This window comes from Pseudomonas sp. CBZ-4 (genome assembly GCF_000346755.1).
Classification (GTDB): Bacteria; Pseudomonadota; Gammaproteobacteria; order Pseudomonadales; family Pseudomonadaceae; genus Aquipseudomonas.
Genome location: NZ_ANNV01000040.1, coordinates 37,899 through 59,177 on the forward strand (window position 1 = coordinate 37,899; position 21,279 = coordinate 59,177).

A 21,279-nucleotide genomic window follows, 5' to 3' on the forward strand; every position below is an offset into this window, starting at 1 on the left:
GGCTGAGGGTAACCTGGATGAGTATTAGAAAATGGCAGGGGCGGCTGGATTCGAACCAACGCATGGCAGGATCAAAACCTGCTGCCTTACCGCTTGGCGACGCCCCTGTATCTGTTGCAACGAGTGCCTAACACTCGGTTCCTTTTAGAGCAGACTTTGCAGCTTGCGATGCAACATCGAAACGTTGCTTCCCTTTGCTACAAACCCTGTAAGGGTCTCTGTAAGAAGGGCCGAGACTTTATCAGCTTCAGCTTTGTTTGGGAAGCCCCCAAACACACAACTTCCAGTTCCGGTTAATTTTGCTTCGGTAAATTTACCTAACAAATTCAAAGCGTTACGTACCTCTGGATAACGCCTTGCTACAACCGGTAAGCAGTCATTTCGACTGTTTCCCTTGGGAACGGGGCGCACTTTAATGGGAGAAGAGTTACGTGTCAACAACGGATCTGAAAAAATTTCTGCTGTACTTACAGATACTTGCGGCACAAGTACGACATACCACGGTTCTTCGGGGTCTACAGGGGTGAGTTTTTCCCCCACACCCTCAGCAAATGCGGCGTGTCCACGCACGAAAACCGGGACATCAGCGCCCAGCGTAAGGCCCAGCGCCGCGAGGCGATCGTGGTCCCAACCCAGCTGCCACAAGTGATTCAGACCGAGCAATGTGGTGGCCGCATTCGAACTGCCGCCGCCGATACCGCCGCCCATGGGCAGGATTTTATCGATCCATATGTCGATGCCGAGTGTGCAGCCGGATTGTTCCTGAAGTTTTTTGGCGGCCTTCACGATCAGATTGCTGTCGTGGGGCACACCTTCGAATGCCGTATGCAGCTGGATCACGCCATCGTTGCGTACGGCGAAGGTCATCTCATCGCCGTAGTCGAGAAATTGAAACAGCGTCTGCAACTCGTGATAGCCGTCTTCACGGCGCCCAAGAATATGCAGCATCAAATTGAGTTTGGCGGGGGAGGGCAGGGTCAGCGTTTGTACGGTCACGTCATTGCCCCAACTTGCGCGGTTGCCAGTCCTTGATCACCAGCGTGACATCCAGGTCGGTGCCATGCAGCTTGATGCGCTCCGGCAGCCAATAGCCGCTCTGTTGCACATAGCTCAAATATTCGACCTGCCAACCATCCTGCTCCAGAGTGGCCAGGCGGCTGTCGCCGTTCAGGCTCAGGCGACTTTTGCTGTCCGGTGCGGGAAGGCCGCGTACCCACCAGACAAGGTGCGATACCGGCAGCTTCCAGCCAATTTGCTCTTCCAGCAGGGTTTCCGGCGAGCTCGCTTCATAGCGGCCCTGGTTGGCCACTTCCAGGCTGACTTGTCCCGGTCGACCAGTCAGGCGCGCGGCGCCACGGCCCAGCGGGCCAGACAGGCGAATATCGTAGTAGTCCTGGCGTTGCAGCCAGAACAAGGTGCCGCTGCCGGAATCTTTCGGCGCACGAACGCCGACTTTTCCTTCGATCTGCCAGCCGTCAATGCTGCTGAGCTGATCCTTGTGCTGTTGCCATTGCGCCGGGTTGCCCTGGCCCTCAACGGATTCACGGCTGCCGATGCCCGCACAACCGGCGAGCAGGGCGATGAGACTGAACACTACAACATGGCGCAAGAACATAAGCTTAAAGGGTCTCGGATCCGGTCAGGCGCTTGATGGTGCCGCGCAGGATAGGGCTTTCGGGTTGTTCCTTGAGGAACTTCTCCCAGATTTGACGGGCTTCGCGCTGCTTGCCATTGGCCCACAACACTTCACCCAGGTGCGCCGCGACTTCCTGGTCGGGGAATCGCTCCAGGGCCTGGCGCAGCAAGCGTTCGGCTTCATCGAGGTTGCCCAGGCGGTAATTCACCCAGCCCAGGCTGTCGAGTACGGCCGGGTCTTCCGGGTTGAGCGCGTGGGCTTGCTCGATCAGCGCCTTGGCTTCGTCGTAGCGCGTCGTGCGGTCGGACAAGGTGTAGCCCAGGGCATTCAAGGCCATGGCGTTGTCCGGATCGCGCTTGATGATCAGGCGCAGGTCTTTTTCCATCTGTGCCAGGTCATTGCGTTTTTCCGCCTGCATGGCGCGCGTATAAAGCAGGTTCAGATCGTCGGGGTATTGCAGCAATGCTTGTTGCAGCAATTTCCAGGCGCGCTCGCCCTGATTGTTGGCCGACAAGGTTTCGGCCTGGATCAGGTAAAGCTGGATCGCGTAGTCCGGCTCCGCATCGCGCGCAGCCGCCAGGCGTTTTTCCGCCTCGTCAGTGCGGCCATTGCTCATCAGGATATCGGCCTGGCGCAGTTGCGCCGGCAGGTAGTCGTTGCCGGGGCCGACCTGGGCGTATTCGAGCAGGGCGGCCTGCGGGTCGTTTTTCTCTTCAGCAATGCGGCCCAGGTTCAGATGTGCCGAGTCCACATGGCTTTCGCGTTCGATCAGCTCTTGCAGATACCCCTTGGCCTCATCCCAGGCCTTGGCTTCCAGGCACACCAGCGCCAGGGAATACCGCAGTTCGTCATCGTCCGGGTATTGCTGGACCAGGTTGGCGAACTGCACTTTGGCGTCGGCCATGCGGTCCTGCTCCACCAGCATGCGCGCGTAAGTCAGGCGCAGGCGCTTGTCGTCCGGGTACTTCTTGATGCTTTTTTCCAGCAGCGGAATCGCTTCCTTGCCGCGATTGAGATTTTGCAGCAGGCGCGCGCGCAGCAGGATCGGTGCGATCTCACCCTCTTCCGGTGGGTTCTGCTCCAGCAGCTTCAGCGCCGCTTCCGTCTCGTCATCCTGCTGCAACAGCAAGGCCTTGCCGAAAATCAGCTGGCTGTTCTTTGGATGTTTTTGCAGCAGGCGGTCGAAACTCTTCATCAGGCCATTGCGCGTGTCCTGGTCGGTGTCGGCGGCCGACAGCGCGAGAAAGTCGAAATGGGTGTCGCCCTTGCCCTGCAAGACCTTCTCCATATAAACCATGGAGTCGTCGTAGCGCCCGGCGCGTGCCAGTTGCACGGCGGCCGCGCGTTGCGCTTCAAGGTCATCCGGGGCGTTTTTCGCCCAGATCAGCGAGGTATCCAGCGCAGCCTGATCGGCGCCCAGGTACTCGGCGATGCGAAACGCTCGCTCGGAAATCCCCGGATCCTGCGTGTTGATGGCCTGGGTCACGTAGTTATCCAGCGCAATATCGAAACGATTGCGCTGGCCAGCCAGCTCCGCGCTCAGCAGGCTGAACACCGTTTCTTCACTGAACGAGGAATAAACCTTGGGCTTTTCAGGGGCGGGGGTGCTGTCTTCCACCGGCGGCGTACCGTCCGGCGACACGGGGGCCAAGGCCTGGCAGCCGCTGAGGAAGACAAAAGCAAGGAGCAACGCGGAAGATCTATTCATATAGGAAGAGGACGACTAACCTGCGGTCGGATCATCATGACACAAGCCTTCGGCCAAACATAACCGAGTCTCAGTTGGTGCCTTTATAGACACAAGGCATTAGGACAATAGCCTACGGTGGTTGTTCTGAATCATTCGAAGTAGGACAATTGTCGGCTTCCCGACATCATCAGCGATATTGAATGGCCTTCCTCGCACTCGGTATTAACCACAAGACTGCTTCCGTAGACGTGCGCGAGCGCGTGGCGTTCACGCCAGAGCAGTTGGTTGAGGCCTTGCAACAGCTCTGCCGGCTCACCGACAGCCGCGAAGCTGCAATCCTTTCAACCTGCAATCGCAGCGAGCTTTATATAGAGCAGGAACATCTTTCAGCGGATGTGGTGCTGCGCTGGCTGGCCGATTACCACCATTTAAGCCTCGAAGAGCTGCGCGCGTGCGCTTATGTGCACGAAGAAGATGCGGCAGTTCGTCACATGATGCGTGTGGCCGCCGGTCTCGATTCGCTGGTGTTGGGCGAGCCGCAGATCCTTGGCCAGATGAAGTCCGCCTACGCCGTGGCGCGTGAGGCCGGCACCGTGGGGCCGCTGCTGGGCCGCCTGTTCCAGGCCACGTTCAATTCGGCCAAGCAGGTGCGCACCGACACCGCCATCGGCGAAAACCCGGTGTCCGTGGCGTTTGCCGCCGTCAGCCTGGCCAAACAGATTTTCAGTGACCTGCAACGCAGCCAGGCCCTGCTGATCGGCGCCGGTGAAACCATCACCCTGGTGGCCCGTCACCTGCACGACCTGGGCGTGAAGCGCATTGTCGTCGCCAACCGCACGCTGGAGCGCGCAAGCATCCTCGCCGAGCAGTTCGGCGCCCACGCGGTGCTGCTGTCGGACATCCCGGCCGAACTGGTGCGCAGCGATATCGTCATCAGTTCCACCGCCAGCCAGTTGCCGATCCTCGGCAAAGGCGCGGTCGAGAGCGCGCTGAAGCTGCGTAAGCACAAGCCGATCTTTATGGTAGACATCGCCGTTCCTCGGGATATCGAACCCGAAGTCGGCGAGTTGGACGACGTTTACCTCTATAGCGTCGACGACCTGCACGAAGTGGTCGCCGAAAACCTCAAGAGTCGCCAGGGCGCTGCCCAGGCGGCTGAAGAGATGGTCAGCACCGGCGCCGACGATTTCATGGTGCGCCTGCGTGAACTGGCAGCGGTGGACGTGCTCAAGGCGTATCGTCAGCAGGGCGAACGCCTGCGCGACGAGGAACTGAGCAAGGCCCAGCGCCTGCTGGCCAACGGCAGCAGCGCCGAAGAGGTGCTGATGCAACTGGCCCGTGGCCTGACCAACAAGCTGCTCCACGTCCCCAGCGTGCAGCTTAAAAAGTTGACTGCCGAAGGCCGCCTCGATGCGCTGGCCATGGCCCAAGAACTCTTTGCCCTCGGTGAGGGCGCGTCAGATAGCTCTTCGGATAAAAAACCGCAATGAAAGCGTCACTGCTCAATAAACTGGACGTGCTCCAGGACCGTTTCGAAGAACTGACCGCCTTGCTCGGCGATGGCGAAGTCATCGCCGATCAGACCAAGTTCCGCACCTATTCCAAGGAATACGCGGAAGTCGAGCCGATTGTGACCACCTACGGCCAGTGGCTGAAAACCCAGGCCGACCTCGAAGGTGCCCAGGCACTGCTCAAGGACAGCGACCCGGACATGCGCGAAATGGCTGTGGAAGAAGTCCGCGAGGCCAAGGAAAAACTGGTCGCGCTGGAAGGCGACCTGCAACGCATGCTGCTGCCCAAGGACCCGAATGACGGGCGCAACGTGTTCCTCGAAATCCGCGCCGGCACCGGTGGCGACGAGGCGGCGATCTTCTCCGGCGACCTGTTCCGCATGTATTCGCGTTATGCCGAGCGTCGCGGCTGGCGCGTCGAGATCCTTTCGGAGAACGAAGGCGAGCACGGCGGCTATAAAGAAGTCATCGCGCGGGTCGAAGGCGATAACGTCTACGGCAAGCTCAAGTTCGAATCCGGCGCGCACCGCGTACAGCGCGTGCCGGCCACCGAATCCCAGGGCCGTATCCACACCTCGGCGTGCACCGTGGCCGTGTTGCCCGAGCCGGACGAGCAGGAAGCCATCGAGATCAACCCGGCTGACCTGCGCGTCGACACCTACCGCTCGTCGGGCGCCGGTGGCCAGCACGTCAACAAGACCGATTCCGCGATCCGCATCACCCACTTGCCGTCGGGCATCGTGGTGGAGTGCCAGGAAGAACGTTCCCAACACAAGAACCGCGCGCGGGCGATGTCCTGGCTGTCGGCCAAGCTCAACGACCAGCAGACCAGCGCCGCCGCCAACGCGATTGCCAGCGAGCGCAAGTTGCTGGTGGGCTCGGGCGATCGTTCCGAGCGCATCCGCACCTACAACTTTGCCCAGGGTCGGGTCACCGACCACCGGGTCAACCTCACGCTGTATTCCCTCGACGAGATCCTCGCCGGTGGCGTCGATGCCGTGATCGAGCCGTTGCTCGCCGAATACCAGGCCGATCAGTTAGCGGCGATAGGTGAATAAATGACCATTATCGCCAGCCTGCTGCGCGCCGCCGACCTGCCCGACTCGCCCACCGCGCGCCTCGACGCCGAGCTTTTGCTGGCGGCGGCCCTGGGCAAACCCCGCAGCTACCTGCACACCTGGCCAGAAAAAATCGTCAGCAGCGAAGACGCGCTGACCTTCGCCAGCTACCTGCAGCGTCGCCGTGGCGGTGAGCCGGTCGCCTACATCCTCGGCCAGCAAGGCTTCTGGAAGCTCGACCTGGAGGTCGCGCCCCACACCCTGATCCCACGCCCGGACACCGAGCTGCTGGTGGAAGCGGCCCTGGAATTATTGCCAGCCACGCCGACCCAGGTCCTCGACCTCGGCACCGGCAGCGGCGCCATCGCCCTGGCCCTGGCCAGCGAACGCCCGGCGTGGAAGGTCACCGCCGTCGACCGTGTGCTGGAAGCCGTGGCCCTGGCCGAACGCAATCGCCAGCGCCTGCACCTGAATAACGTCACGGTGCTCAATAGTCATTGGTTCAGCGCCCTGCAAGGCCACACCTACGACCTGATCATCAGCAACCCGCCCTACATCGCCGACAATGACCCGCACCTGGTCGCCGGTGACGTGCGCTTCGAACCGGCCAGCGCGCTGGTCGCGGGCCGCGACGGCCTGGACGACTTGCGCCACATCATCAAGGAAGCACCCAAGCACCTGAATGCCGGTGGCTGGTTGCTGCTCGAACACGGTTACGACCAGGCCGCCGCCGTGCGTGACCTGTTGCTGAGCGAAGGCTTTGACGAGGTGCACAGCCGCATCGACCTCGGCGGCCACGAGCGCATCACCCTGGGGCGCCGGCCGTGCTGACCGATCAGGAGCTGTTGCGCTATAGCCGACAGATCCTGTTGCAACAGGTCGACATCGACGGCCAGTTGCGCCTCAAACAGGGCCGCGCCTTGATCATCGGCCTCGGCGGCCTGGGCGCGCCGGTGGCGTTGTACCTGGCCGCCGCCGGCGTCGGCGAGTTGCACGTGGCGGACTTCGACACCGTCGACCTGACCAACCTGCAACGCCAGATCATCCACGACACCGACAGCGTCGGGCAGACCAAGGTCGATTCGGCCCTGCGCCGCCTGAGCGCGATCAACCCTGAAATCAAGTTGGTGGCTCATCGCAGCGCGCTGGATGCCGATTCACTGGCCGCCGCGGTGGCGGCGGTGGATGTGGTGCTCGATTGCAGCGACAACTTTTCCACCCGCGAAGCGGTCAACGCCGCGTGCGTCGCCGCGACCAAGCCGTTGATCAGCGGCGCGGCGATTCGCCTGGAAGGGCAGTTGTCGGTGTTCGACCCACGTCGCGCCGAAAGCCCGTGTTACCACTGTTTATACGGGCACGGCAGCGACAGCGAACTGACCTGCAGCGAAGCCGGCGTGGTCGGCCCGCTGGTGGGCCTGGTCGGCAGCCTGCAAGCGCTGGAAGCCCTGAAACTGCTGGCCGGTTTCGGCGAGCCGCTGGTGGGGCGCCTGCTGTTGATCGATGCGTTGACCAGCCGTTTCCGTGAGCTGCGCGTCAAGCGCGACCCCGGTTGCAGCGTGTGTGGGCCGCAACATGGTTAAGGACGCGCCGATCGGTGTGTTCGATTCCGGCATCGGCGGCTTGACGGTGCTGGACGAAATCCAGCAACTGCTGCCCCACGAATCGCTGCTGTATGTGGCCGACTGCGGGCATATCCCCTACGGCGAGAAAACCCCGGCTTATATTCTTGAGCGCTCGCGAAAAGTCGCCGGGTTTTTCCGCGAGAAGGGCGCCAAGGCGTTTGTGATTGCCTGTAACACCGCCACCGTCGCGGCGGTGGCGGATCTTCGCCTGGACGCTCCCGACTGGCCGCTGGTGGGCATGGAGCCCGCCGTCAAGCCCGCCGCCGCTGCGACCCGCAGCGGTGTGGTCGGCGTGCTCGCCACCACCGGCACCTTGCAAAGCGCCAAGTTCGCCGCCTTGCTCGACCGCTTCGCCACCGATGTGCGCGTGATCACCCAACCTTGCCCTGGCCTGGTGGAGCTGATCGAGACCGGCGACCTCAACAGCCCCGTGCTGCGCCAGTTGTTGCAGGGTTATATCGACCCGTTGCTCAGCGCTGGTTGCGACACCATCATTCTTGGCTGCACCCACTACCCCTTCCTCAAGCCACTCCTGGCACAGATGCTGCCCCCCAGCATCATCCTCATCGACACCGGCGCCGCGGTGGCCCGCCAGCTCAAGCGTTTGCTGGGCGAGCGCGACCTGCTGGCCAGCGGCAATCCCGAGCCTGCAGCGTTCTGGACCAGCGGCGATGTGTATCACCTAAGAAATATCCTACCAACACTATGGAAATATCCGGGCGTTGTGCGAAGCTTTGGCGCGTGAAAAATTCGTGAAATGCCTGCCTTAAAAGCTGGAACTTCCGTCTGTTCGCCAGCTTCTATAGCCAGATAGCCTGTACACACCAAATAACTTCGTCGGGAAAGGATGTTTCTTATGAAGCGCTTGTTCTGTTTGGCTGCGATTGCGGCCGTCGTTGTAGGACACTCCGTTTCAGCCCAGGCCGCTGGCCTGGAATTGGGGGTGGGGAGTACCAGTGATTCGACCATGACCTACCGGTTGGGGCTGACGTCGCAGTGGGATAAAAGTTGGTGGCAGAGCGATACCGGTCGCTTGACCGGTTACTGGAGCGGCGCCTACACCTACTGGGACGGGGACAAGCGTGCGAGCGTCAGCAGCCTGTCGTTCTCGCCGGTGTTTGTGTATGAATTTGCCGGGGAGAAGGTCAAGCCGTACATCGAGGCGGGGATTGGCGTAGCGGCGTTCTCGCGCACGCAGGTCGAAGACAACAATATCGGCCAGGCCTTTCAGTTCGAAGACCGCTTGGGCTTTGGCTTGCGCTTCAATGGCGGGCATGAAGTCGGCATTCGCGCCACGCACTATTCCAATGCGGGGCTGAGCAGCAATAACGATGGGGTCGAGAGCTATTCGTTGCATTACACCCTGGAGCTATAAATCTAGAAAACACTGCAAATCAAATGTGGGAGCTGATCCAAAGTGGCAACCCAATCCCCTGTGGGAGCGGGCTTGCCCGCGATGGCGGCCTGTCAGTCAACACAGATTCGGCTGACCCACCGCCATCGCAGGCAAGCCAGCTCCCACATTTTGATCAGTGTTGATCGAAGGATCAGCGATAGGCCGTCGCAATCCCCTGCCTTTCCTCCAGACACTCCGGCGCGCCCATCTCGAACTCCCGGCAAATCAACGGCCGCCGCTCATAGATCGTGCACATCATCGTGTCCCGATCCAGCGCCGCACACCAGCCGTCGTCGAGGCGCAGCATCACTTCGCCGCCCCAATCGTCGGTGTCGATGTAACGCTCCGGTACGCCGGTGTCGGTGATCAGCAGCACTTCCAGCTGGCAACAGCAGGCCGCGCACGTCGAGCAGGTGACGGCGGGTTCGGCGATTTGGGTGTGGGGAATGTTGGTCATAGGCGCGCAGTGTAAGGCAAGCCGGTGTTGCGCGTATGAATGCTCTGACGGGCGTCAGTGCTCCAGTTGTCGGGCGACCCAGTGCAGCACGGGAAACAACAGCGCCCAGAGCAACCCCAGGCCGATCACCGTCGGCGTGGTGCCGTAGCCGAAACTCACCCCGGCCAGTTGGCTGCCCGCGTAATACGACAATGGCCCGCCGACCGCGCCCAACAGGCTGGCCCGCCACCAGGGCCGTGCGCTCCAGGCCAGGCAATGGCGCAAGGTGGTCGCCAGCAGCGCCCAGAGCACGATCAGCCAGAGCGGAATCAACGGCCCGGGCATGCTGAAATGAAACACGCCAAAGGTGCGTAGCGAAGTGTCGATCACCGTGCCCAGCAAGGTCACGGCCAGTATCACCTGGCCCTCGCGGGACCATGAACTGATCCACAGCAGATGCACGGCAAGTGCCGCCACCGCCACCAGCAACCAGCGGCTGTTGCCGCCCAGCACGCAGGCAAACCAGCCGCACTGGAACAGCACGGCATTGGCCAGCGGTTTAAGCATCGAAACGCCCGAGCAGCGGCGGATTGAGCGCGGCGGGTTTGGCCAGCAGCAATTGTGCGGTACCGATCGTACGCTCCATAAAGCCCCCTTCGCAGTAGCACAGGTAGAATTCCCACAAGCGCAGGAAGTACTCATCGTAGCCCAGCTCGGCGAGGCGGCCATGGGCGCGGCGAAAATTCTCATGCCACAGGCGCAGGGTTCTTGCATAGTGCAGGCCGAAGTCTTCCATGTGCAGCAAGTTCATGTCGGTGTCGCGGCTGACGATCTCGAGCATTTTTTGCACGCAGGGCAAGGCGCCGCCGGGGAAGATGTAGCGCTGGATAAAATCCACGTTGGTCTTCGCCTGCTCATAGCGCTGGTCGCGGATGGTGATGGCTTGCAGCAGCATCAGGCCATCGCTTTTGAGTAACTGCGCGCACTGCTTGAAGTAGGTTGGCAGGAAGCGGTGGCCCACGGCTTCGATCATCTCGATGGACACCAGCTTGTCGTACTGGCCGGTGAGGTCGCGGTAGTCCTGCAACAGCAGCGTCACCTGATCACCCAGGCCCAAGGCGGCGATGCGTTGTTCGGTGTAGGCAAACTGCTCCTTGGACAAGGTCGTGGTGGTGACCTTGCAGCCATAATGCTGCGCCGCATACAGCGCCATGCTGCCCCAGCCGGTGCCGATTTCCAGCAGATGGTCGCCGGGCTTGAGCGCGAGTTTCTGGCAGATGCGCTCCAGTTTGTTCAGTTGCGCCTGTTCCAGGGTGTCGTCGGCGGTGAGGAATTGCGCCGCCGAATACATCATGGTCGGGTCGAGGAATTCTTCGAACAGATCGTTGCCGAGGTCGTAATGGGCCGCGATGTTTTTCTGCGAGCCCTTGCGTGTGTTGCGATTGAGCCAGTGCAGACCCTGGGTAAACGGGCGGGCCAGGCGCGCGAGGCCGCCTTCCATCGCGTCGAGCACGTCGAGGTTGCTGACCATCACGCGCACCACGGCGGTGAGGTCCGGGCTGCTCCAGTAACCGTGGATGAACGCTTCGCCGGCGCCGATGGAACCGCTGGCCGCCACCAGGCCCCACACCGCCGGATCGAGGATGTGGATTTCCCCCAGCAGGTGCGCTTCCCGTGCGCCGAAGACCTGGCGTTCGCCGTCTTCGATCACCACCAACTGGCCGTGGCGCAGTTGGCTGAGTTGGCGCAGCACGGCCTTGCGCAGCAGGGCACTGGTCATGCCGTTGACGTTCAGGCGATGGGTTTTGACCGATAAGCTAGGGGTTTTCATGGCGGCGATCCTTGGTATACCCGACTGCAGTACGGGAGGCGCCATCGGCGGCTCGGTGGGGGAAAATCGGTGTGCGTTTGAGCAACAGGCGCAGGGCCTGCCAGTAAATCGCCAGGCAGGTCTTGGCGGTCATCCACGGGAAGCGCCACAGGTAACGGTGCAGGCTGGCGCGGTCGAGGGCGGCTTTTTCCAGGCTCAGGGTGGCATCGAAGACTTTTTGCGCCCCCTGCCAGTCGGCCATGTGCACGCCGAGCCTGGCGGCGGGCGGGCTGAAGCTCATGCGGTATTCCAGGTCGCGGGGCAGGAACGGCGACACATGGAAGGCCTTGGCCACGGCGAAGTGCTGGTGCTCGTCCGCGCCGAGGGCCAGGGCCGGCAGCACGTAGTGATAGCGCTCGCGCCATGGGGTGTTGGTCACTTCACACAGGATCGCGGCCAGTTGTCCGTCGGCCTCGAAGCAGTAGAAGAAACTCACCGGGTTAAAAGCCAGGCCCCAACTGCGGGCCTGGGTCAGCAGGCAGATAACGCCCTGGGGTGTACGCCCCAGGGCCTTGCCGACTTCCTGGCGCACGGCATCGCTCAAGCTCATGCCGCTGCGCGTGAATGCACGCAGGTAATCCTGCTGGCGGAAACCAAAGGGCGCAAAACGGCTGCGCCCGGCCAGGGGCGAGAGCCCCAGCACGTGCTGTTCTTCGCTCAGATCCAGGTACAGCAGGCCGATGCGGTAGCGAAAGGCGTGAGCCTTGGGCGTAAACCGGCGATGGGCGATCCAGCCGCTGTACAGGGCGCTGTTCACAGGCGTTCCCCAAAGGCGTCGGCTACGCGCAGGGCGCTGACCACGCCGTCTTCGTGGAAACCGTTGGCCCAGTAGGCGCCGCAATAAAAGGTATTGCGCACGCCGGACACTTCCTGCCAGCGCGCTTGCGCCGCCACCGCCGCCAGGCTGTATTGCGGGTGGGCGTAGGTGTAGCGGGCGAGGATCTTCAGCGGGTTGATCACCGCCGTCTGGTTGAGGCTGACGCAAAAGGTGGTGGCGCTGTCGATGCCTTGCAGGATGTTCATGTCGTAGGTCACGGCGGCCTGGCTCCGTGCATTGCCACTCAGGCGATAATTCCAGCTGGCCCAGGCCAGCTTGCGATCCGGCAGCAGGCGCGTGTCGGTGTGCAGCACCACGTCGTTGCTGGCGTAGGGCAGGGCGCCGAGGATCTCTTGCTCGGCCTGGCTCGGGTCGGCCAGCAATGCCAGGGCCTGGTCGCTGTGACAGGCGAACACCACGCGGTCGAAATGCTCGACACCGGCCGTGCTGTGGATAACCACGCCAGCCTCGCTGCGTGCGACTTTATCCACAGGGCAATTGAGACGAATCTGTTCGCGAAAACCCCGGGTCAGCGGTTCGATGTAACTGCTGGAGCCACCCTCGATCACACACCATTGCGGGCGGTTGCTCACCGACAGCAAGCCGTGGTTCTTGAAGAAACGCACAAAGAACTGCAAGGGAAAACCGAGCATGTCCGCCAGGGACATCGACCAGATCGCCGCGCCCATCGGCACGATGTAGTGGCGGATAAACCGCTCGCCATACCCGCCGGCCGTGAGGTAGTCGCCCAGGGTCATGTCGGCGCCGATGCGCTGTTCCTGCAGGTCCAGCGGCGCCTGGCGGTTGAAGCGCAGGATATCGCGCAACATGCCCCAGAACCCCGGCGACAGGATGTTGCGCCGCTGCGCAAACAGGCTGTTGAGGTTGTTGCCGTTGTACTCGAAGCGCTGTTTTTCGTCGTGCACCGAAAAACTCATCTCGGTCGGCTTGAAGCCCACGCCGACGTGCCCCAACAGGCGGATGAAGTTGGGATAGGTCCAGTCGTTGAACACGATAAAACCGGTGTCCACCGCATAGCTCTTGCCTTCGACGCTGACGTTGACCGTGTGGGTATGCCCGCCGATGCGGTCGTCGGCTTCAAACAGCGTGATGTCTTGGCTGCGGCTGAGCAAGTAGGCGCTGGTCAGCCCGGCGATGCCGCTACCGATGATGGCGATTTTCACAGGTAGTCCTTCTGCGGTGGCGGGCTGCGCAACATGCGTTTGCCGATGATCAACTGCACACGGCTGGGCAGTTTCGACAGCGGCCACAGGGTGGCGATAAACAGCGCGGGGAAGGCGATTTCCAGCGGGCGCTTGTCCAGCTTGGCGAAGATATGCCGCGCGGCTTTGTCGGCCGTCCAGCTCAGGGGCATGGGGAAATCGTTGCGTTCGGTCAGCGGTGTTTCGACAAAACCGGGGCTGATCACCGTGACGTCGATGTTTTCCGGCGACAGGCTGATGCGCAGCGCTTCGAACAGGTAGCGCAAGCCGGCCTTGGATGCACCATAGGCTTCGGCGCGGGGCATGGGCAGGTACGTCACCGCGCTGGCCACGCCGACCAGGTGCGGCGTTTGCCCGGCGCGCAACAGGGGCAGCGCGGCCTCGATGCAGTAACTGCTGGCCAGCAGGTTGGTGCGTACCACGTGTTCGATGATCGACGAATCGAACTGCCGGGCATCCACATATTCACAGGTGCCGGCGTTGAGGATCACCGTGTCCAGCGCGCCCCAGACCACGCCGATATGCTCGCCGATCTCGCGCACGGTCTGGCTGTTGGTCAGGTCGCCGGCCACCACCAGCACTTGCCCCGGATAGCGTTGGGCGAGGGCTTCCAGCGGGCCTTTGCTGCGTGAGCTGAGCGCCACGTGGGCGCCGCTGTTGAGCAACTCCACGGCCAGCGCGGCGCCGATGCCACTGCTGGCGCCGGTCAGCCAATAACGGCGGGGCGGGGTAAGGTTCATGCCACTCTCCTTTTCAGCCAACGGATGACGCGGCCGAGTACCGGCAGGTGTTCGTAGAGCAGGGCGCCGGCGTCGAAGTAGTCGCGATGATGGTAGACCTTGTCGCGCCACATCAGATGCGAACAGCCCTCGACCCGGATCAGCGTGCCATTGGCCAGGCGCGGGTGGCAGAAGCTCATCTTCCAGCGCAGGTAGCCTTCGCCTTCGGCGACCTGGTCGAAGCCGTGAAAGTCGAAGCGCAGCTGGCTGACATTGCTGTACAGCTCGGCAAAGTAGCGGTGCATCGCCGGCAGGCCGTGGACTTGATGCAGCGGGTCGGTGAAGGCGATGTCCTTGCTGTAGAGGTTATCCAGCAGGTGCAGGTTGTGTTTGTCCAAGGTCGCGAACGCTTGGGCGAACCGGCGCAGGAAGTCACTCATGGATGCCTCCGGCGGCTTCGCGTGAGGGCAGGCTGCGGAAGGCGGCCAGGGCGCGTTCGCGGGATTTTTTCAGGTCGACGATGGCGCGCGGGTAATCCGCCACGCCGAACAGGCCGCCCACCGCTTCGGGGTTGTGCACTTCCTTTTTGTTCAGTGCGGCCAGTTCCGGCAGCCAGCGCTTGATGAACACGCCTTCGCCGTCGAATTTTTCCGACTGGCTCAGCGGGCTGAAAATCCGGAAATACGGTGCCGAGTCGGTGCCGGTGGACGAACTCCACTGCCAGCCGCCGTTGTTGGCAGCCAGGTCGCCGTCGATCAGGTGGCGCATGAAAAAACGCTCGCCTTCACGCCAGTCGATCAGCAGGTTCTTGGTCAGGAACATCGCCACCACCATGCGCAGGCGGTTGTGCATCCAGCCGGTTTCCAGCAGTTGGCGCATGGCCGCGTCGATGATCGGCAGGCCGGTGCGCGCTTGCTGCCAGGCGGCGAGGTCCTTGGGCGCATCGCGCCAGGCCACGGCTTCGGTCTCGGGGCGGAACGCGCGGTGCCGGGATACCCGTGGGTAACCCACGAGGATGTGTTTGTAGAACTCGCGCCAGAGCAACTCGTTGATCCAGGTGATGGCGCCGATGTCGCCACTTTCGAACTCGCCCCGGTTGGTTTGCAACGCGGCGTGCAGGCATTGGCGCGGCGACACCACGCCCGCCGCGAGGTACGCCGAGAGCTGGCTGGTGCCGGGCTTGGCCGGGAAGTCGCGCTCGTCCTTGTAGTAGCTGATCTGCTGGTCGGCGAAGGCGTCGAGGCGCCGGCGTGCTTCGTCTTCGCCAGCGGGCCAGAGGGCGCGCAGGGTGTCGCTGGGCGTTTCGAAACCGTCGACAGTCTGCGGAACCGGATCGCTTTCAATGTTGAGTTTCGCCTGGGCCTTGGCCGTTGGCACCAGGCGCGGCAAGGCGCTGTGCAGGCGGGGTAGCAGACCTTGCGGAACTGGCTGAACACCTGGAAGTAGGTGCCGGTCTTGGTCAGCACGCTGCCGGGTTGGAAAAACAGTTGGTCGAGGTAGCTGTGGAACGTTACGCCGTCGGCTTCCAGCGCGTTGGCCACGGCGGCATCGCGGCGGCTTTCGTGAATGCCGTATTCCTCGTTGATGTGTACGGACTGCACTGACAGCTCGCGGCACAGCTCGCTCAATACGGCCGGCGCCTGGTCCCAGGTGGCGGCGTGGCGGATCAGCAGGGGAATATTCAGCGCGCCAAGGCTGGTGCTCAGTTCGCGCAGGTTGCGCAGCCAGAAGTCCACTTTGCACGGCGCATCGTCATGGGCCAGCCACTGTTCGGGCGTGATCAGGTAAACGGCCGCGATCGGGCCCCGCTGGCTCGCGGCGGCCAGGGCGGTGTTGTCATGTAGGCGCAGGTCGGTGCGCAGCCAGATCAAATGCATTTAGACGATTCCACGCTGGATCAGTAGCTGGTGGGCCGACAACGGATCTTCGGCCACGCACAATTGGGGGATCTCACCGGTTAATACGGCCAACTCGGCCTGGTGGATGCATACCGTTGGTCCGGCAATCAGCGTCGGGCACGGTACGCCGGCCAGCAGCTTGCCGAGTGCCGGCAGATGCAGGGCCTTGCTTGAATACAGCAGCACGGCGCGCGGTTGCAGGTGTTCCACCGCCAGCGCCAGCTCGCCGGCCGGCAGCGGCCAGTCGAAGACTTCCACCGGGCAGTCGGCGCTGCTCGCCAGCCAGGCGCTGAGCCACAGGTGCGGCTCCAGGGGCAGGTCGGACTGGTTGACCAGCAGCAGCGGCGCGCCCTGGAGCTGGCGGTTGTTGTGATAGATACGCGCGCCGAATTTGCTGCGCAGCCACGACAGGAAAAACACGCGCTCCATCTGCGCGCCGAACTGGCCTTGCCAGCGCTGCTCCAGGTCGTTGAGCAGCGGCAACAGCAATTGCTCGCACAGCGTGCGCGGCGGGTACAACGCCATGGCCTGGTTGAAGGCATCATCGACGCGGCGTTCGGCCAATTCGCTGATGGCGTTCAACAAGTTCTGGCGCAGCGCGTGCCACTCGTTTTCGACGGCGTCGGGGCTGGTTTGCGCGGAATCGAGCAGCGCTTTGACCTGGCTGACGGGCACACCGCGATTGAGCCAGGTGAGGATGGTGTGGATACGTTGCACATGGTCAGCGCTGAATAGCCGGTGGCCCTTGGGCGTGCGCTGGGGCACGATCAGGCCGTAGCGGCGTTCCCAGGCGCGCAGGGTCACGGCGTTGACGCCGGTCTGGCGCGCCACTTCGCGGATCGGCAGCCAGCCGTCTTCAAAGGCTTGGGCGAGGTCTTCTGGGGGGGCAGCTTTCATGGGTTAGATCGCATTACGCAGGCTGAGGTTTTCCGGGTGCGGTTGCAGGTAGGCCTGCTGCGCGATGTAGCGGTCCGGGTGTTGGCGAAAGTGATGCTTGAGCAAGGTCAAGGGCACCACCAGCGGCACGATGCCGTGGCGGTATTGGCCGATGACGGTTTGCATTTCCTGCTTGTCGTCGGCGCTGATGGCCTGTTTGAGGTGACCGCTGATGTGCTGCAGCACGTTGGTGTGGGTGCCACGGGTGGCGCACTGGGTCAGGCCGGTCATCAGGTCGCTGAAATAGCAGGCGGCCAGTTCCTCCAGGTTGACGTCCTTGCCCATGCTGCCCAGCAAGTGGCCGAGGCGCTTGTAGTGCGCCGGGCTGTGGGCCATCAGCAAGTATTTGTAGCGCGAGTGAAAGGCCAGCAGGCGGTGACGGCTCAGGCCGTCGGCGAGCAGTTGCTGCCAGCTGGCGTAGACAAACACGCGGGTCAGGAAGTTTTCCCGCAGCACCGGGTCATTCAGCCGACCGTCTTCTTCCACCGGCAGGTTGGGGTGCTGCGCGCAAAAGGCTTGGGCGTAGATGCCGCGCCCGCCACCGTCCACCGGCGTGCCATTGGCGCGGTACACCTTGACCCGTTCCAGGCCGCAGGACGGCGACTTCTGCATGAAGATGTAGCCGCACAGGTCGGTGTGTTGCCCGGCCATCTGCAGGCCGTAGTCATGCAGGGGCTGGGTCACGTTCAGTTCGGTGTGTACGGTGCCGACGGCTTGCGGGTGGGCAGGGTCGCCCACCAGGCGGATCGGCTCGCGGGGAATGCCCAGGCCGATGGCGACTTCGGGGCACAGCGGCACAAAGTCGAAATAGTCAGCGAGGGTTTGGCTGCACAGCAGGGATTGTTTGTGCCCGCCGTTGAAGCGCACGTTCTCGCCGAGCAGGCAGGCGCTGATGGCGATCTTCGGTTTGGTGCTGGACATAGGCGAACCCCGAGAAGATTCCTGTACAAGATAGTTATCTTGTACAACTAAATCTCATCATAGGTTCGATGCTGTACAAGTCAAATTATTTGTACAAGTTTTGCCGTTGGGCTACTGCCAGCCAATTTTCCAGTCGTCGGCATTTTGCAGGGTTTGCCACGCCAGGCGTTCGGCGCCGCGTGTCATCACGGCTTGCAGTTCGATTTCCAGCACGGTGCCTTCGTCGTCGCGAAACAGCTCGGTCACGAGGAAGTGTTTTTCTTTGTTGTGTGGCTGGGCTGCTGTCCATTTGGACAGCAGCAATTTGGCGGGGTTGATGCGGTTCATTGCAGGTGCTCGATCAGGCGTCGCGCCACTTCCTGGCCGCTGAGCCAGGCCCCTTCCACGCGCCCCGACAGGCACCAGTCACCGCACACGTACAGGCCCAGGTCGGCGTCGGCGAGCACGCCGAATTCATGGCTGGCGGACGGGCGCGCGTAGAGCCAGCGGTGCGCCAGGCTAAAGGACGGCGCGGGCATGGCGCTGTGCAACAGTTCGGCGAAGGCGCCGTGCAGGTGCTCGATCACGGCTTCCTTGGGCAGGTCCAGGTGGGCCTTGCTCCAGGCGCTGGTGGCGTGCAGCACCCAGGTGTCGAGGCTGGCGTCGCGCCCCGGCTTGCTGCGGTTGCGGGCCAGCCAGTCGAGGGGGCTGTCTTGCACGAAGCAGCCTTCCATCGGTGTGTCCAAAGGCGTGTCGAACGCCAGGGCGATGGCCCAGGTCGGGTCCATCTTCACCCCGGCGGCGGCGCTGGCCAGCTTGGGCGCGGCTGCCAGCAGGGCGGTGGCCTGCGGCGCCGGCGTGGCGATGACCACGTGGCTGAACGGGCCGTGGTTGCCGCCGTCGGCATCGAGCAGGTTCCAGTGTTGGGGCCCCTGGAAGACTTCGGTGATGCGGCAACCGAACGTCACCGGCAAGTCGTCGAGCAGCGCGCGGGTGATCGCACTCATGCGCGGTGTGCCGACCCAGCGGATCTGTTCATCGGGGGAGGGGGTGAGTTGACCGGATTTGAAGTTGTACAGCTGGGGTTTCCACTGCGCGGCCCAGCCGTTGCTTTGCCAGCGCTGCACTTCGTTGACGAAGCGCCGGTCGCGGGCGGTGAAGTATTGCGCGCCCATGTCCAGGGCGCCGGCATCGCTGCGCTTGCTGGACATGCGGCCACCACTGCCGCGGCTTTTATCGAAGAGTTGTACAACGTGCCCCGCGTCTCGTAACGCTCGGGCGGCGGAGAGACCGGCGATGCCGGTGCCGATGATCGCGATGGGAACAGTCATGGGAGGCCTCGTTTTACCGTTGGGTACAGACTACGCCGACACCAATAGCTGTACAATATTATTTTTTGGTATAAGTTTTGGCGTACCTGTTCTATGCGGTGTGACCTATGGTTAAAGCTGAGGCTTAAGCCAACGTTACGCCCGATTACAAATGATCCCTGCCTATAAAATAGACCAGTGATCGGCAGCGAACGTTACATGAGGAGCGTCCCATGCATATTTTGCTGACCGGCGGTACCGGCTTGATCGGCCGCCAACTCTGCCAACACTGGCTCTCCCAGGGGCATCGCCTGACCGTGTGGAGCCGCCACCCGGAACAGGTCGCCAAGGTCTGCGGCGCTCAGGTGTCGGGAGTCGGCCGCCTACAACAGGTTATCGGCCCGGTGGACGCGGTCATTAACCTCGCCGGCGCGCCCATTGCCGACCGCCCGTGGACCCACAAGCGCAAGGCGTTGTTGTGGAGCAGTCGCATCGGCCTGACCGAAACCCTGCTGGCGTGGCTGGAAAGCCTGGCGCAAAAACCGGCGGTGCTGATCTCCGGTTCCGCCGTGGGCTGGTACGGCGACGGTGGTGAGCGCGAATTGACCGAAGCCAGCGGCCCGGTGCAGGACGATTTTCCCAGCCAGTTGTGTGTCGCCTGGGAAGAAACCGCCCAACGCGCCGAAGCCCTGGGCATGCGAGTGGTACTGGTGCGCACGGGCCTGGTGCTGGCGGCCGAGGGCGGCTTTTTGTCGCGCCTGTTGCTGCCGTTCAAACTGGCGCTGGGCGGGCCGATCGGCAAGGGTCGGCAGTGGATGCCGTGGGTGCATATCAAGGATCAAATCGGCCTGATTGATTTTCTTCTGCACAACCCACAGGCCAGTGGTCCTTATAATGCGTGCGCGCCACACCCGGTGCGCAACCGCGAGTTTGCCAAGACGTTGGGCCAGGTGCTGCACCGCCCGGCGTTCATGCCCATGCCGGCGTTTGCGTTGAAGGTCGGGTTGGGCGAGTTGTCCGGGTTGCTGTTGGGCGGGCAGAAGGCCGTCCCCGAACGGCTGCTGGCGGCCGGTTACACTTTTCAGTTCACTGAGTTGCGCGCGGCCCTGGACGACGTGTCCAGCCGCCTTTAGCCATAGGATGTTGCATGACGGATCACGCGTTATTACTGGTCAACCTGGGTTCACCGGCGTCCACTTCGGTGGCCGATGTGCGCAGCTACCTCAATCAGTTCCTGATGGACCCTTATGTGATCGACCTGCCGTGGCCGGTGCGGCGCTTGCTGGTCTCGCTGATCCTGATCAAGCGCCCCGAGCAGTCGGCCCACGCCTACGCCTCGATCTGGTGGGAGGAGGGCTCGCCGCTGGTGGTGCTCAGCCGCCGCCTGCAACAACAGATGACCACGCAGTGGACTCACGGCCCGGTGGAATTGGCGATGCGCTACGGCGAGCCGTCGATTGAAACGGTGCTGACCCGTCTCGCCGCCCAAGGCATCCGCAAGGTCACCCTCGCGCCGCTGTACCCGCAGTTTGCCGACAGCACCGTGACCACGGTGGTGGAAGAAGCCCGCCGCGTGCTGCGTGAGAAAAAACTCGACCTGCCGTTGGCGATCCTGCAACCCTTCTACGACCAACCGGAATACCTCGACGCCCTGGTGGCCAGCGCCAAGCCGCATTTGCAGCAGGATTACGATCACCTGCTGTTCAGCTTCCATGGCTTGCCGGAGCGGCACCTGCAAAAACTCAACCCTGGGCACACCTTCGACGGTGCCACCGATTGCTGCGCGAACGCCCCGGCACAAGTGCGTGCCACCTGTTATCGCGGGCAATGTTTCAGCGTGGCGCGGGATTTTGCCGCGCGCATGGGCTTGCCGGAAGATAAATGGTCGGTGGCCTTCCAATCGCGCCTGGGGCGGGCGAAGTGGATCGAACCCTACACCGAAGCCCGCCTGGAAACCCTGGCCCAGCAAGGCGTGAAAAAGCTGCTGGTGATGTGCCCGGCGTTTGTCGCCGATTGCATCGAGACGCTGGAGGAGATTGGTGATCGCGGGCTGGAGCAGTTCCGCGAGGCGGGGGGCGAGGAATTGGTGCTGGTGCCGTGCCTGAATGATGATCCGCAGTGGGCGAAGGCGTTGAATGCCTTGTGTGAAAAAGCACCCGTGTCGCTATAGCTGAAGCCAGTGAAGGTCAACATGTGGGAGCGGGCTTGCCCGCGATGGGGGCGTGTCAGCCGCTAGATGTGTTGGCTGATACACCGC

At 62.6% G+C, this 21,279-nt stretch carries 22 protein-coding genes, 1 tRNA gene and 1 pseudogene; 8 read left to right on the top strand and 16 right to left on the bottom strand.

From position 1 onward, the window contains the following. Positions 1–32 precede the first annotated feature (32 nt). The 4 genes from B348_RS0105545 to B348_RS0105560 form a co-directional block, all read right to left on the bottom strand. Positions 33–107 (bottom strand) — tRNA-Gln (locus B348_RS0105545). A 37-nt stretch (positions 108–144) separates the two neighbouring features. Next, positions 145–948, bottom strand: a complete 804-nt coding sequence (gene ispE / locus B348_RS0105550) for a 4-(cytidine 5'-diphospho)-2-C-methyl-D-erythritol kinase (protein WP_371105854.1) — start codon at positions 946–948, stop codon at positions 145–147. Between the two features lie 49 nt (positions 949–997). Next, positions 998–1,615: a lipoprotein insertase outer membrane protein LolB gene (gene lolB, locus B348_RS0105555; RefSeq protein WP_017735152.1), complete on the bottom strand. Its 618-nt coding sequence runs from the start codon at positions 1,613–1,615 to the stop codon at positions 998–1,000. A 4-nt stretch (positions 1,616–1,619) separates the two neighbouring features. Continuing rightward, complete coding sequence (locus tag B348_RS0105560; RefSeq protein WP_026136587.1) at positions 1,620–3,344, bottom strand: tetratricopeptide repeat protein; 1,725 nt, start codon at positions 3,342–3,344, stop codon at positions 1,620–1,622. Between the two features lie 182 nt (positions 3,345–3,526). Between B348_RS0105560 and hemA the strand changes: the two genes are divergently transcribed. The 6 genes from hemA to B348_RS0105590 all read left to right on the top strand — a co-directional run bounded on the left by hemA (position 3,527) and on the right by B348_RS0105590 (position 8,892). Further along, positions 3,527–4,816: a glutamyl-tRNA reductase gene (hemA, locus tag B348_RS0105565; RefSeq protein WP_026136588.1), complete on the top strand. Its 1,290-nt coding sequence runs from the start codon at positions 3,527–3,529 to the stop codon at positions 4,814–4,816. Beyond that, positions 4,813–5,895: a peptide chain release factor 1 gene (prfA, locus tag B348_RS0105570; protein WP_017735155.1), complete on the top strand. Its 1,083-nt coding sequence runs from the start codon at positions 4,813–4,815 to the stop codon at positions 5,893–5,895. The genes hemA and prfA overlap by 4 nt, the downstream gene beginning before the upstream one ends. Next, on the top strand, positions 5,896–6,726 hold the full coding sequence (gene prmC / locus B348_RS0105575) for a peptide chain release factor N(5)-glutamine methyltransferase (protein ID WP_017735156.1): 831 nt from the start codon (positions 5,896–5,898) through the stop codon (positions 6,724–6,726). Continuing rightward, positions 6,720–7,475 carry a molybdopterin-synthase adenylyltransferase MoeB gene (locus tag B348_RS0105580; protein ID WP_017735157.1) on the top strand — a complete coding sequence of 252 codons (756 nt, stop codon included), beginning with the start codon at positions 6,720–6,722 and terminating at the stop codon, positions 7,473–7,475. The genes prmC and B348_RS0105580 overlap by 7 nt, the downstream gene beginning before the upstream one ends. Beyond that, positions 7,468–8,262 (top strand): glutamate racemase, encoded by a 795-nt coding sequence (gene murI, locus B348_RS0105585; protein ID WP_026136589.1) that lies wholly within the window; start codon positions 7,468–7,470, stop codon positions 8,260–8,262. Before B348_RS0105580 ends, murI begins: the two co-directional genes overlap by 8 nt. A gap of 111 nt (positions 8,263–8,373) precedes the next feature. After that, entirely contained in the window at positions 8,374–8,892 is a 519-nt protein-coding gene (locus B348_RS0105590) for an acyloxyacyl hydrolase (RefSeq protein WP_017735159.1), read from the top strand. A 172-nt stretch (positions 8,893–9,064) separates the two neighbouring features. On the opposite strand, the gene B348_RS0105595 is transcribed toward B348_RS0105590, so the two are convergent. The 12 genes and pseudogenes from B348_RS0105595 to B348_RS0105650 all read right to left on the bottom strand — a co-directional run bounded on the left by B348_RS0105595 (position 9,065) and on the right by B348_RS0105650 (position 19,043). Further along, entirely contained in the window at positions 9,065–9,370 is a 306-nt protein-coding gene (locus B348_RS0105595; protein ID WP_017735160.1) for a YkgJ family cysteine cluster protein, read from the bottom strand. Between the two features lie 54 nt (positions 9,371–9,424). Further along, positions 9,425–9,916 (bottom strand): DUF2878 domain-containing protein, encoded by a 492-nt coding sequence (locus B348_RS0105600; protein ID WP_017735161.1) that lies wholly within the window; start codon positions 9,914–9,916, stop codon positions 9,425–9,427. Further along, positions 9,909–11,180, bottom strand: coding sequence for a cyclopropane-fatty-acyl-phospholipid synthase family protein (locus B348_RS0105605; RefSeq protein ID WP_017735162.1), 1,272 nt, complete (start codon positions 11,178–11,180; stop codon positions 9,909–9,911). The genes B348_RS0105600 and B348_RS0105605 overlap by 8 nt, the downstream gene beginning before the upstream one ends. Beyond that, complete coding sequence (locus B348_RS0105610; protein ID WP_017735163.1) at positions 11,167–11,976, bottom strand: DUF1365 domain-containing protein; 810 nt, start codon at positions 11,974–11,976, stop codon at positions 11,167–11,169. Before B348_RS0105610 ends, B348_RS0105605 begins: the two co-directional genes overlap by 14 nt. Beyond that, positions 11,973–13,220 (bottom strand): NAD(P)/FAD-dependent oxidoreductase, encoded by a 1,248-nt coding sequence (locus tag B348_RS0105615; protein WP_017735164.1) that lies wholly within the window; start codon positions 13,218–13,220, stop codon positions 11,973–11,975. Before B348_RS0105615 ends, B348_RS0105610 begins: the two co-directional genes overlap by 4 nt. Beyond that, positions 13,217–13,999, bottom strand: a complete 783-nt coding sequence (locus tag B348_RS0105620) for an SDR family oxidoreductase (RefSeq protein ID WP_017735165.1) — start codon at positions 13,997–13,999, stop codon at positions 13,217–13,219. The genes B348_RS0105615 and B348_RS0105620 overlap by 4 nt, the downstream gene beginning before the upstream one ends. Continuing rightward, entirely contained in the window at positions 13,996–14,418 is a 423-nt protein-coding gene (locus tag B348_RS0105625; RefSeq protein ID WP_017735166.1) for a nuclear transport factor 2 family protein, read from the bottom strand. The genes B348_RS0105620 and B348_RS0105625 overlap by 4 nt, the downstream gene beginning before the upstream one ends. Further along, positions 14,411–15,855: pseudogene (gene phrB, locus B348_RS01000000129770) on the bottom strand (deoxyribodipyrimidine photo-lyase). The gene B348_RS0105625 and the pseudogene phrB overlap by 8 nt, the downstream one beginning before the upstream one ends. Then, positions 15,856–16,773: a MerR family transcriptional regulator gene (locus B348_RS0105635; protein ID WP_017735170.1), complete on the bottom strand. Its 918-nt coding sequence runs from the start codon at positions 16,771–16,773 to the stop codon at positions 15,856–15,858. A gap of 3 nt (positions 16,774–16,776) precedes the next feature. Next, positions 16,777–17,733 (bottom strand): DUF523 and DUF1722 domain-containing protein, encoded by a 957-nt coding sequence (locus B348_RS0105640; RefSeq protein ID WP_017735171.1) that lies wholly within the window; start codon positions 17,731–17,733, stop codon positions 16,777–16,779. A 111-nt stretch (positions 17,734–17,844) separates the two neighbouring features. Then, complete coding sequence (locus B348_RS0105645; protein WP_017735172.1) at positions 17,845–18,060, bottom strand: TIGR02450 family Trp-rich protein; 216 nt, start codon at positions 18,058–18,060, stop codon at positions 17,845–17,847. Then, positions 18,057–19,043 (bottom strand): NAD(P)/FAD-dependent oxidoreductase, encoded by a 987-nt coding sequence (locus B348_RS0105650; RefSeq protein ID WP_026136590.1) that lies wholly within the window; start codon positions 19,041–19,043, stop codon positions 18,057–18,059. Before B348_RS0105650 ends, B348_RS0105645 begins: the two co-directional genes overlap by 4 nt. A gap of 212 nt (positions 19,044–19,255) precedes the next feature. On the opposite strand from B348_RS0105650, the gene B348_RS0105655 reads away from it, so the two are divergent. Next, positions 19,256–20,155: a TIGR01777 family oxidoreductase gene (locus B348_RS0105655; protein WP_017735174.1), complete on the top strand. Its 900-nt coding sequence runs from the start codon at positions 19,256–19,258 to the stop codon at positions 20,153–20,155. Positions 20,156–20,169: 14 nt separating this feature from the next. Then, entirely contained in the window at positions 20,170–21,192 is a 1,023-nt protein-coding gene (hemH, locus tag B348_RS0105660; protein ID WP_017735175.1) for a ferrochelatase, read from the top strand. The last annotated feature ends 87 nt before the right edge of the window (positions 21,193–21,279 follow it).